At 63.7% G+C, this 11,886-nt stretch carries 10 protein-coding genes; 3 read left to right on the top strand and 7 right to left on the bottom strand.

Going from position 1 to position 11,886, the window contains the following annotated elements; all coding sequences use genetic code 11:
- Positions 1-94: 94 nt before the first annotated feature.
- From IPV69_RS00800 to IPV69_RS00790, 3 genes are all read right to left on the bottom strand, one after another.
- Complete coding sequence (locus tag IPV69_RS00800; protein ID WP_206293006.1) at positions 95-2,434, bottom strand: BatA domain-containing protein; 2,340 nt, start codon at positions 2,432-2,434, stop codon at positions 95-97.
- Positions 2,435-2,540: 106 nt separating this feature from the next.
- Positions 2,541-3,473: a DUF58 domain-containing protein gene (locus IPV69_RS00795; RefSeq protein WP_206293005.1), complete on the bottom strand. Its 933-nt coding sequence runs from the start codon at positions 3,471-3,473 to the stop codon at positions 2,541-2,543.
- A gap of 68 nt (positions 3,474-3,541) precedes the next feature.
- Positions 3,542-4,633 carry an AAA family ATPase gene (locus IPV69_RS00790; RefSeq protein ID WP_206293004.1) on the bottom strand — a complete coding sequence of 364 codons (1,092 nt, stop codon included), beginning with the start codon at positions 4,631-4,633 and terminating at the stop codon, positions 3,542-3,544.
- 326 nt (positions 4,634-4,959) lie between these two features.
- Between IPV69_RS00790 and mutM the strand changes: the two genes are divergently transcribed.
- Entirely contained in the window at positions 4,960-5,781 is an 822-nt protein-coding gene (gene mutM / locus IPV69_RS00785) for a bifunctional DNA-formamidopyrimidine glycosylase/DNA-(apurinic or apyrimidinic site) lyase (RefSeq protein ID WP_206293003.1), read from the top strand.
- A 405-nt stretch (positions 5,782-6,186) separates the two neighbouring features.
- Here mutM and IPV69_RS00780 read toward each other — a convergent pair whose 3' ends face one another.
- From IPV69_RS00780 to IPV69_RS00770, 3 genes are all read right to left on the bottom strand, one after another.
- The gene (locus tag IPV69_RS00780; RefSeq protein ID WP_206293002.1) at positions 6,187-7,104 is read right to left on the bottom strand and encodes a glycosyltransferase family 9 protein; all 918 of its coding nucleotides are present in this window, start codon (positions 7,102-7,104) and stop codon (positions 6,187-6,189) included.
- Between the two features lie 196 nt (positions 7,105-7,300).
- Positions 7,301-8,434 (bottom strand): tRNA 2-thiouridine(34) synthase MnmA, encoded by a 1,134-nt coding sequence (mnmA, locus tag IPV69_RS00775; RefSeq protein ID WP_206293001.1) that lies wholly within the window; start codon positions 8,432-8,434, stop codon positions 7,301-7,303.
- Between the two features lie 434 nt (positions 8,435-8,868).
- Positions 8,869-9,603 carry a hypothetical protein gene (locus IPV69_RS00770; RefSeq protein WP_206293000.1) on the bottom strand — a complete coding sequence of 245 codons (735 nt, stop codon included), beginning with the start codon at positions 9,601-9,603 and terminating at the stop codon, positions 8,869-8,871.
- Positions 9,604-9,705: 102 nt separating this feature from the next.
- On the opposite strand from IPV69_RS00770, the gene IPV69_RS00765 reads away from it, so the two are divergent.
- Positions 9,706-10,467 carry a hypothetical protein gene (locus IPV69_RS00765; protein ID WP_206292999.1) on the top strand — a complete coding sequence of 254 codons (762 nt, stop codon included), beginning with the start codon at positions 9,706-9,708 and terminating at the stop codon, positions 10,465-10,467.
- 133 nt (positions 10,468-10,600) lie between these two features.
- Here IPV69_RS00765 and IPV69_RS00760 read toward each other — a convergent pair whose 3' ends face one another.
- Positions 10,601-10,918, bottom strand: a complete 318-nt coding sequence (locus IPV69_RS00760; RefSeq protein WP_206292998.1) for a 4a-hydroxytetrahydrobiopterin dehydratase — start codon at positions 10,916-10,918, stop codon at positions 10,601-10,603.
- A 121-nt stretch (positions 10,919-11,039) separates the two neighbouring features.
- Between IPV69_RS00760 and IPV69_RS00755 the strand changes: the two genes are divergently transcribed.
- Positions 11,040-11,849 carry a metallophosphoesterase gene (locus tag IPV69_RS00755; protein WP_206292997.1) on the top strand — a complete coding sequence of 270 codons (810 nt, stop codon included), beginning with the start codon at positions 11,040-11,042 and terminating at the stop codon, positions 11,847-11,849.
- The last annotated feature ends 37 nt before the right edge of the window (positions 11,850-11,886 follow it).

Here is an 11,886-nt window from a genome sequence, read left to right as displayed (position 1 = left end):
TAGTCAGTAGTCAGTAGTCAGTAGTCAGTAGTCGGAAGTCGGCTCGATGCTTTGTACTGACTTCTGACTACCGACTCCTGACTTCGTCTCTCAGTCACGTTCTCACTGCTTCACTTCGGCGATAGTGCCCGAAGAACATCGCCATAAAGCACTCGGCACCCAGCAGGACCAATAGCGCGATCAGCATTGCGCCGGCCCAGTCGTTGCCTTCTTTGGCGGCGACGACGGCTTCGATCGGCAGTTCGTCGCCGAGCGTGGTCATCTGGATGTCGCCGAGCGACTTGCGGACGAAATCGTTGCCGACGGTGCGGACGTCGGCTTCGTCGACCGCGACATTGACCGCGATCGGAACCGTCTGCGTGGGGCTGAGCTTCAGTTGATAGACGCCGGGCTTGGCCAGTGGACGGCTGCGATAGGTGACGGGGCTGGCGGGGTCGGTGACGGCGTCGATCGCGATCACCAGGCCGGCCTCGTCCTTCAATTCCGGCTGGCCGCCGAGTTTGACGTAGCTGGGGATCTCGACCGGCTGACCGGCGAAGAGATTCATCCAGGTGTCGCCCGGCCGAACGCCGCCGGCGAGCATCTCGTGGGCCAGTTGCACCCAAGCGCCCTTGGCCGGCAGGTTGTGCCAGCCCTTGTCGGTTGTCGGGCTGGCGGTGGTGGAGACGAAGACGACCGTCCCCAGGCCGAGCGAATGGCTGGTGATGGCGGCGTCGGGCTTGTAACCCTCGGGAAGTTTCTTGACTTCACCCGTCGCCGGGTCGGGCGCGGGCACGTAGCTCAGCACGCGTTCGACGCCGGTGTTCCCGGAGATGTCCACCTGCCAGAAGGTATTGATGCGGGCGGTGTCCAGGCCGGTGTTGGCGACGCCTTTGAACGATTGCAGGTAGCGGTGGACCGTAGCGTTGGGGTTGGGGCTGAAGTCGAAAACGAATGGCGTGCCCTGCTCGCGGTTGTCGATGAGCCGGGTGAGCGGGCCGGGCAGAAGCTTCAGCGGCAGGAGGTTGGCGTTGTAGTTTTCCTTGTTGACCTTCTCGCCCATGAAGAACATGAGCGTGCCGCCGTTCTGAACGAACGCGGCGAGCGCCTCGGCCTGGATGTTGTTGAGCTGCGGCACGCCGCACAGCACGACCGCGCGGTAGTCGCCGAGCGCCTTGCGATCGAGTTCGCCGTCGCTGATCAGCTCGGTGCTGACGTGGGTCGCCGACCGCGGGGCGCCGATGCCGACGGGGTCTTTGATCGGCGGAGCCAGCGCCAGTTGCAGGAACGCCCCGCTGCTTTCCATGAACTTCTGGGCCCGAACGCCTTCGACGATGAGGACCTTCAGTTCGCTTGCGACATCGACGACGCGGTACCGCTTGTCGTCGATCTTCAGGCTGTCGGCGGGCTGCTCGGTGTTCAGTTGAACGGTGAACAGGTGCGGCCCGCCTACCTTCACCTGCGTCGGCAGCACCTTGGCGGCATCGGGCGGCGTGCCGGGTTCGAGGCGAAGCGTCTTCACCTTGCCCAGCGGCTGGCCGTCGAGCAGCCATTGCAGCGACGATTCCCCGCTTCCGCCGGTGCCGTAGCCGCGGGCGGTGCCCAGCAGGTCGCTGTCGAAGCGGGTGGTGACCAGGTTGGTGGCCGGGCGGACGTCGAGGACGGCGGCGTTCCACTGCGCCTTGCCTTCGGTCATGTTGAAGTGCGTGACGCTGTACCGCGCCGCGACTTCGGGCCCGAGGCGCTTAAGGGCGTCGGTCGAGGCCCCTTCCCAGGCGCTGCGGGTGCCGTCGGTGAACAGGTACAGCGTGCGGGTGGGCACCTTCTTGTCGTCGTCGGCGATGCCGTTGGCGAGCGTGAGAGCACCGGCCAAGTCGGTACCGGCGTACGACTGTTCGATGCGGTCGATGACGGCCTTGGCCTCGGCCAGGTTGTAACCCGGCTTGGCGATGACGGCCGAGGCCGGCCGGGCGGCGGTGATGATCGCGACCGATTCGCCGCCACCGGCGAGCGTGTCGATCAGCCGCTTGGCCATCAGCTTCTGCTGTTCGAGGTGCGTCTTGGCCGGGGGCAGCGGCGTGCCGTCGGCGCTGGGGACCGGCGTATGCGTGGTTTCGTACGCGGCCGAGTAGCTGTTATCGATGACGAACACGTTGACGCCCGCCCGCCCGCCGAGACCCGCGATCGCGTCGCCGCCGCACCCGCCCATCGGTCGGACCAGCGCAAAGGCGATCAATCCGACGACGGCGCACCGCGTGAGCAGGAGGATGAGCTGTTCGAGCTTCAGGCGTTTGCGGTTTTTCCGCATCGCCCGGAGCAGAAACTCCATCGCCGCCCAGTCCACGATCTTGAACCGCTGGCGGTTCAGGATGTGGATGATGATCGGGATCGAGATCAGCGCCAGCCCCCCGAGGAACAGGGGGTTCAGGAGCGTGATGGCGAGGATGTTGGGCATGGGTGCTGTCAAACGTGCGTCCTGCGGAATTTGTCAATCGTCATTGGTCATAGGTCACTTGATCGTTGTCACTTTTCACCGCAAGTGACAAGTGACCAGTGACAAATCACGTTTTAATGCTCGCCGACCGTGTCGCCAGGAAGCCGCTCAACGCGACGTCGAGCGGCTCGCCGCTGTTCATGCGGGTGAAGTCGATGTGCATGCCGCGGCAGATCTTCTGCATCTGCTCGGTGAAGGCCTGCAACTCGGCCTTGTAGCCGTCACGCAGCGCCTGGGGCTCGGTCAGGAGCTCGCCCAGTTCTTCCAGGCCCTTGAAGAGCGTCGTGTCTTCGAACGGGAACTCGATCTCGTGCGGGTCGAGCACCTGGAACGCGATCACCTCGTGCTTCTTATATCGCAGGTGCCGCAGCCCCTTCTTGATGCTCTCGATATCGTCGAAGAAATCGGACAGCACCACCACCACACTGCGGTGGTGCAGCTTCTCGGCGAGTTGGTCGAGAATGCGGCCGGTGTTGGTCTTCTTGAGCCGCGGCGTGATCGAGAGCTCGTGGGTAATTATTTTCCACTGGCCCGGCGAGTTGCTCGGCTTGATGTAATGCTTGAGTTCCTGATCGAACACCGCCAGCCCGGCCGAGTCCTGCTGCTGGATCGCCATGTAAGACAAGGCGGCGGCGATCGCGGTGGCGTGGTCGAACTTGCTCCACCGCGCGTCGCGATCCCCGACCGAGGCGTACGCCATCGACTCGCTGGCGTCGACGACACAGATGAGCTGCAGGTTGGTCTCCTGCAGGTACTGCTTGAGGTAGATCTTGTCGGTCTTGCCGAACACCTTCCAGTCCACGTGTCGCACGTCGTCGCCTGAGACGTACTGGCGGTGCTGCGCGAACTCGACGCTGATGCCCTGCAGCGGCGAGCGGTGCATGCCGGTCATGAGGCCTTCGATGACCAGCCGGGCGCGCAGGTCGAGCGAATGCACCCGCGCCAGCACGCGGGGGTCGAGGTATTTGCGGTAATCGGTGGTTTGGGGGACGACTGTCATGCAATGACCCAGCCCTTCGGGCCGGCGCTAAAAGGATCGATCGACCATTTCCGGGAGACGGCCCCTGCTTACGCCGTCTTCGCTCCCGGAATAATCTTCGCCGCCTGCTTGTCCATTTCCTCGTACTGCTGACGCGGGATGTAGTCCATCAGCTTCTTGACGATCGTATCGCTGCGGATGCCTTCGGCTTCGGCGTTAAAGTTCGTCACGATGCGGTGCCGCAGCACGGGCAGCGCCACGGCGCGGATGTCTTCTGTGCTCACATGGTAGCGCCCCTTGAGCAGCGCCCGCGCCTTGCCGGCAAGAATGAGGAACTGGCTGGCACGCGGGCCGGCGCCCCAACCCACGAAATCCTTCACGAACGGCGGCACGTTGCCTTCGCTGACGCGCGTCAGCCGGCTGAACTGCAACGCGTAGCGAATCACATGGTCGGCCACCGGAACCTTGCGGACAATGTCCTGCAACTGCAGCACCTCTTCGCCGTTGAGCACGTGCGAGAGCTGGATCGACCGGCTCATGGTCGTCAGGCGGACGATCTGGAACTCTTCGTCTTCCGTCGGGTAGCCGACGTTGATGTTGAACATGAACCGGTCGAGCTGCGCTTCGGGCAGCGGGTAGGTGCCTTCCTGTTCGATCGGGTTCTGGGTGGCCAGCACGAAGAACGGCTGCGGCAGCCGGTGCTGCTTGCCGCCGGCCGTCACCTGGTGTTCCTGCATCGCTTCGAGCAGCGCGGCCTGCGTCTTGGGCGGGGTACGGTTGATTTCGTCGGCGAGAATCACGTTCGCGAAGATCGGCCCGCGGACGAACCGCATGCTGCGGCTGCCGGTGGCCTTGTCTTCCTCGAACACTTCCGTGCCGGTGATGTCCGAAGGCATCAGGTCGGGGGTGAACTGGATGCGGTTGAAGCTCAGGCCCAGGGTGCGGGCGAGCGTCGAGATCAGCAGCGTCTTGGCCAGGCCCGGCACGCCCACCAGCAGCGCGTGACCGCGGCAAAAGAGCGCGATCAGCAACTCTTCGATGACCGCCTCCTGACCCACGATCACCTTGCCGAGTTCGGCCCGAAGGTCGTGATAGGCCTTCTGAAGCTTTTCGACGGCGGCAAGTTCCTCGGCGGCGAGGTTGGTGTCCTGAGCCTTGACGATCCCGATTGACGAATCCATGAACTCTCCTGTGCGGCTGACATTTCAGCGCGATGTATGCGACCCGTATGCTGTTGGCCTGTTGGACGTACGACAGCTCCGAAGGTTGCCGGGCTGTCGAATAGGAACGAAGAAATCGAAACGGGAGTGTGCCCACAGCGGCGATGCGGGGTACGGAGGGCACGTCATGTGCTGCAACTCTCCCGATATGGCTGACGTTCGCGGTTGCGAACGTCCGAGGCACGATTGGTGGCAACCTTATACCGCCTATAATCCCGCCATTCCACTATATACGGCCGAGGCGGAAAAGTTGCAGCGGTCGCAACATCGATCCAGCGGAATACGCCATGCCCGAACTTCCCGAAGTCCAGACCGTGGTCGCCGCGCTCGGCCCGCGATTGATCGGCCGGCGGATTGCCCGCGTCGATCTCCGCCGAACGGACATCCTCTGCCCCGCCGGCACCGACCTGCCGCCGCTGCTTAGCGGCCGCTCCATTCGCGACATCCGCCGGCGCGGCAAGCGGATTATCTTCGTGCTCGACAACGGCGACTGCTTCTTTATCCACCTCGGCATGACCGGCCGACTGTCGTTCGCCGTCGCGACCGATCCCGCCGAGCCCCACACACATCTCGAGTTGGCCTTCTCGCCACAGCCGAACGCCGCCGACCTGGTGCTTCGCTTCAGCGATCCGCGCCGCTTCGGCGGAATCTGGTGGGTCGGCGCCGGCGCCCCCGATGCGGGCATGGGGCCCGAACCGCTGACGCTCCGGTCGTCCGCCCTGGCGAGCCTGCTCCTGCAGACGACCCGAAACGTCAAGGCTGCCCTGCTCGATCAGTCGCTCGTCGCCGGCCTCGGCAACATCTACGTCGATGAATCGTTGTTCCTCGCGCGATTGAATCCGCTTCGGCGTGCCAACTCGCTGACGCGAAAAGAGACCGGCCGCCTGAGCCGCGCCATCAAGCTGACTTTACGCAAAGCGATCGCGCATCGCGGCAGCACGCTCCGCGACTACCGCGATACCGACGGCGAGGCGGGCGGGTTTCAGTCGTTGCACCGGGTTTACGATCGCGCCGACCTGCCCTGCCGCCGATGCCGCACACCGATCACCCGCATCGTCGTCGGCGGACGATCGACGCACTTCTGCCCGGAATGTCAGCCGGCAAGTTAGTGATGCGCTTCATCAGACGTTGCGGGTGCCGGGTCGCATGGGCAACGGTACTCCGTTGCCCGTGTCGAACGTCAGACGGCGTCGGCCACGGGCAAGCGAGTACGCTTGCCCATGCCACCCAAACCGACACGCAGTATCAGGCAGAACGGACCACTTGCCGAGGCTGCCCCGCGAGATGGCTACGCGAATCAAACCGCCGGAAGTTCGGTTTCACCACGAAGGCACGAAGGGCACCAAGTTGCACGAAGAATAGTCCGAATCGCGAGCGGTGTCGTCGATCAAAAAGTCCTCTGATCTTCTTCGTGAAACTTCGTGCCCTTCGTGCCTTCGTGGTGAAATCGGACTCCCGGTTGGCGTCCCTGCCGCGCTGTCGAACCCGCTGGCGGCAAGGCCAGAGGCTTTGCCCTAATCCTCACCCGCGACCGCCTTCAGAACCTGCTCCACCGCAATCTCATTGAGCGTCTCGGCCTGCACCACGCTGACCTTCGGACCGATCGGTCGCCAGCGGGTCGGGTCGGTGGAACCGAAGAGCGAGACCGTCGGCACGCCCAGGATGCCGGCGATGTGTCCGGGGCCGCTGTCGTTGCCGACGAAGGTCGATGCCGACTTCAGCCGGTCCAGCAGGTCTGTCAGCGAAGCCAGGCTGTCGACGTCGGCGACCTCGCGCAGCGCGGCGATGTCAGCTGCCGGCCAGCGTTCCTGTTCGACTTCGCCGATCACAAACCTCACGCCACGACCCGCCGCCTTCAACGCCGCCGCGAGCTCGATGAACTTCGCCAGCGGCCAGCACTTGGCCGGCGATCCGCCACCGGGATGAATGACGATCGGCCCGCCCGCCGGCGCCACATGACCCAAGCCACGCGCGTTGAGCGAAGCCAGCAACTGTGTCACCCCCTGCTGCCAGATCACCGACGGCGACAACTGCCGCAGCAGAAAATCCGTGTGGTGCCCGGTGAAATCAGCCGGCGGATGGGCGGCCAGGCACAGGACGTCCGCGCCGTCGGAAGCCTGACGGACATTTCTTTCCCAGACGGACCCGGGTTCGGCAACGAAGCTGACGATGCTGTGAGCGCCGGCGAGCAATCGGGCGGGGATGTCAGGGAGGTTGGGCTTTTCGGCGAAAAGCGAGTGCCAGCCGTTCTCGGCGTCGATCGATTCCAGCCGCAACGCCTTCTCGGCGAGCAGGCCCTTCTGCTTCGATGTCACATAGAAGACCCGGCTCTGCGCGAACAACCTTCCGGCCGCCAGCGCGAGCGGCCACGACAAGACGAAATCGCCGAGTGCGCCGGAGTGGAAGATGAGCACATTACGTTTGAGGGCCACGGTGACGACGGTTGGGTTACATAGGCATCAATGGGCACGGCCAACGGAATGCAAAATGCAAAACATGCAATGAAAAACACAAAACGGACGAGCCATCAGACCACCAACTCATTTTGCATTTTTCATTGCATGTTTTGCATTTTTCATTCGCTCGACGTTCGCAAGTCGCTCGGCGGGCGGTGCCCGCCCTGCAAACTCATTCCGCCGCATCGATCCATCCGCCGCCCAGCACCACGTCACCATCGTACAGCACCACCGCTTGTCCCGGGGTGATCGCCGACTGGGGATCGTCGAACCGGACGCGCAGCGTGTCGTCCGCCGTTCGCCAGGCGACGGCGGGCTGGGGGTCGGCGTTGTAGCGGATCTTGGCCGTGCAGGGGATTTCTTCCCCGCCGACGGGCAGGCGGTCGGTCAGCAGGTTGAGCTGCGTCGCCGTCAGCGACTGCCGCAGCAGGTCCGGCTTGTCGCCGACGGTCACGCGATTGGCCGCGGCGTCGATATCGACGACATACAGCGGCCGACCGAACGCGACGCCCAGTCCCTTGCGCTGACCGACGGTAAATTGCTGATGCCCTTCGTGCTCGCCGACCACCTCGCCGGTCGTGGTAACGAACTCGCCTTGCCGGAAGGCCTCGGGCGTGCGGCGGCGGACGAGGCCCGCGTAGTCCTGGTCAGGGACGAAGCAGATCTCCTGCGAGTCGGGCTTGTTGAAGACCGGCAGTTTCATCTCCTCGGCCAGCGCCCGCACGTCGTGCTTCTCGTATTCGCCGACCGGCAGCAGCGTATGGTCGAGCGTCTGGCGGTTCATGCCGAACAGGACGTAGCTCTGATCCTTGCGATGGTCGCGGCCGCGCAGCAGTTGCCGCTGGCCGGTCGCCGGATCGATGCCGACGCGGGCGTAATGGCCGCTGGCGACGTAGTCGGCACCGACGGCTTGTGCGTATTGGGACAGCTTGCCGAACTTTAGCCAGTCATTGCAGCGGACGCAGGGGTTGGGGGTTCGGCCGCGGTTATATTCGCCGACGAAGTAGTCGATGATGCGGCCGAAGTCCTGCTCGAAGTTCAGCACGTAGAAGGGGATACCGAGAAGCCCCGCCACCCGCCGGGCGTCGGCGGCATCGAGGACCGAGCAGCACCCCTGCTTGTGGCCGGTGGGTGTCGTGTCGCACTGTTCGCCCCCCTGCACCGGCCCGTCGACACCCTTGGGCGTTCCCAGCCGCATGAAACAGCCGAGCACTTCGAACCCTTGGCGCAACAGGAGAGCCGCGGCGACGGAGCTATCCACCCCGCCACTCATGGCAAGTACGACCTTTTTCCCGGCACCAGACATCGCGGGGATTGTAGACGCACCGAGGGCCGGGACAAAACGCGGTCTTTGGGACGATGGGATCGCGGAGGTTCACCACGCGGCGGCGCCGCGACCGAGCCGAATAAAACACGAAGGCGCGAAGGCACGAAGAGAGCACGAAGGAAAGGCTTGGAAGAGGTACTTTGCCTTGGCCTTCCCTCGTCCGAATCGCATTCGGACTCCGAGTCAAAAACACCCAGGAAGCCACGGACGCCGAGAAATGGATTCTCTTGGCGTCTTGGCGTCTTGGCGTCTTGGCGTCTTGGCGTTGAGATCATGTCCAGAAGCCACGCGAAAAGCTTGCCACAAAAACAAGAAATGACGCCCTGTCGGTCGGTCCGACTTCAAGGCGTCATTTCCTTCGCGTTCCTTCGTGGCTTCGCGCCTTCGTGTTCTCTTCATCCCTCGTGGTTGGCTTACTCGACAACCGCCTGGATGATCCCCTGCACATGGAACCACTTGGGTTCCGCCGACACGTCAGACGTGTCGTACTGCTTGAACAGGCCGCCGAGGAAGATCTTGACCTGGCCGCCTTCGGGTTCGAAGCGGACCATCAGGTCGATCGGTTCCATGTGGTAGCGGTCGCCCATCCGGAAGACGCCGTTGCTGGTTTCGTCCTGGCCTTCAAAGGGGACGGCCATTCGGTACGGGGCATCGTCAAGCTGCTGGACATCGCCGACGCGGAGCGGCATGCGGAAGTAATACCGGTCGCCCTGCCAGCCCTTGTTGATCGCTTCCTTGGGGTCGTCGCTATAGAGCATCGCGACCATGCGGTCTTCGCCCTTGCCGCTCAGACGCAGGCGGGCGCGGGGGAACTGAACCGCAACGCCATTGGGATCGGCGTCGGTGGCGGCGGCTTCGACTTCGGCCTGGCTCTTACGCGGGTCGGAGACTTCGCGCAGCCAGAGGTACGAGGACACCGGCATCGCCGATACCTTGGCCGACGCCAGTTCCGGTGAAGGCAGCGTGGTGGGCGGAGCGACGACGGCGGGCTGATTGGCCGGGGGCGTCCGGGCCTGCTCCGCGTCGTCGCAGCCGACGGCAACGGCCAGAACCGCGGAGACACCCAGAAGCGTGCATGAGCGGGTCATCCATCCCCAGTTCAGCGTTTGCCGAACCTGGCGAAGCGACAGTCCGATTGTGTTGACCACAGAACCTCCTGTCCGAATGGTTGAACCCAAGCCGCCCCGCGGCAGTATGAAAGTCCCAGCTATACGTCGGCTGGATGTTGTCTTGAAGTATAGCATAATCCGATGACCCGCGCCGATGAGATTCCGGACCCTTCCGCCCTTCTTTGTGAAGGGTGCGGATACACTCTTCACGACGGGCCCGCCCCGGGCAACTGCCCTGAATGTGGCATCCCTATCTCCGATAGCCTGCCGGAGTTACGACATCCTGCTCCCTGGGAAGCTGGTCAAGGTGTCGCGTCTATCGGGGCCTGGCTGAAAACGACCGGCTGGGTTCTGTTCGCACCCCGAGGCTTTTTCCGCCACCTGTCGGCGATCGGCCCGACGCGCAAATCATCGATCTTCGGACATGTCTACCGCCTGCTGACCAGTTTGCTGCTCGGATTGGCCGCGAGCGTTCACTTCGATTTCCTGGCCGTCTCGCAGACGTCCCGGCGGATTGCGCAACTTGAGGTTCCCGGGCTGCCCTTCGCCATCGCGGCCGTCCTCACCTTCCTCGCGATCGAACTGATCTCATTGGCGGTCGTCTATCTGACGGCGTGGGAGGCCGGCTATCGGGGGTTGCGCCTGCCCCGGCCGATCGTCGCGCGGGCGATCGATTACCACGCCGTCCACCTGGTTCCCCCGGCGATCCTCGGCACGGTCACCGTCCTGGCGTACGACTGGCTCAACCGCCACGACGGCAACCTCGCCGCCGCGTGGATCATGACCTACATCTACACCCTCGCCGCCGAGGTGATCGTCTCGGCCGGTTATCTCTTCGTCACGTACTGGGCGGCGATGCGAAATCTGATGTATGCCAATGCGGGAGTAGTCAGTAGTCGGTAATCAGTAGTCAGTAGAGCTGGCGCTCTGCCTCTGCCTCTGCCTCTGCCTCTGCCTCTGACTACTGACTACTGACTACTGACTACTGACTACTGACTACTGACCACTGGCTACTGACTACTGACTACAACGCTGTCTACAACGCATTGACCTTCGCCGCGCAGATGAAGTCGCTCTCGGACAACCCGCCGACGCTGTGCGTGTTGTAACTGATGCGGCACTTGTTGTAGCTCACCTCCAGATCGGGATGGTGGTCCTGCTGGTGGCTGATCCAGGCGACGGCGTTCACGAACGCGATCGTCTGGTAGTAGTCCTTAAACCCGAACGTGCGGGCGATCTTGCCGCCGGCCAGTTCCCATCCGGGAACGAGTTTCAGCAGTCCCGTCACGGCGTCGGCCGACAGGGCCGTCACCTTGGGGGTGCAGGTCTTGCTTAACAGTGTCGTCAGGTCCATCGAATCTCCCGGGTGAAGCGCGCCGCAGACGGCACGCACGAATCATGATACGTTGTCGGCTTCCGCGCCTGTCGTTGTACCCGACGTGCGTAAACCGCGAGCACTGGGAAAACGCCACTCCATGAACTGGGTCATCGGTGATATCCACGGCATGCTGCGTCCCCTTCGTGCTTTGGTGGAACGCGTCTCGCAGGCCGATCCGCAGGCGAAGTTCAACTTCGTCGGCGACTACATCAACCGCGGGCCAGATTCCAAGGGCGTGCTCGACTTTCTGATCGACCTCAAGGGCGCCCGCTTCTGCCGCGGCAACCACGACGACATCTTCACCCTGCTGCTCTACGGCCAGCCTTACGTGCAGAACCCCAGCGCCACCGACGAGGTGGTCGCGTTCCAGTGGTTCGTGCAGTACGGGCTCTGGGAAACCCTGCTGAGCTACGGCGTCGAGCCGTACGAGATCGACGCCGTCCTGGCCCGCCCGTCACCGGAATCGGTGTTGCGGCTGTTGTCGGTGGTTCCCGAATCTCACCGAAGGTTCGCCCGAGACCTCGTGCCCGTCATCGAAGGCGACACCTACTTCATCGCCCACGCGATGTGGAACGTGGACGAGCCCGATGAGCCCTCCATCGCCGCCCGGCTTGCTGAGAACACCCGGCTGCGCTATCAGATCATCTGGGGCCGCTACGGCCGCGAGCTAACCCGCCCGAAGCGGTGGAAACGCACCGGCTATTTCGGCCATACGCCGGTGCAGACCTACCCTCGCGACGTGCAGACGCAGGAGCACACGCCCATTCGCGGCCCCGGCATCGTGCTGCTCGACACCGCGGCCGCCCTGACCCCCGAAGGCCGGCTCTCGGCGGTCAGCATCGAGTCCGGCGAGCTCATCCAGGTCGACCGACTGGGTGGCCCAATCATCGGCCAGAAGTCCGGCTGAGCCCCGCCCGACGCGCCGCTGGAACTAATCGACGTCT

The organism is Humisphaera borealis, assembly GCF_015169395.1.
Lineage (GTDB): Bacteria > Planctomycetota > Phycisphaerae > Tepidisphaerales > Tepidisphaeraceae > Humisphaera > Humisphaera borealis.
Note: the sequence above shows the minus strand (reverse complement) of the source record. Positions and strands in the feature narration are given on the sequence as shown.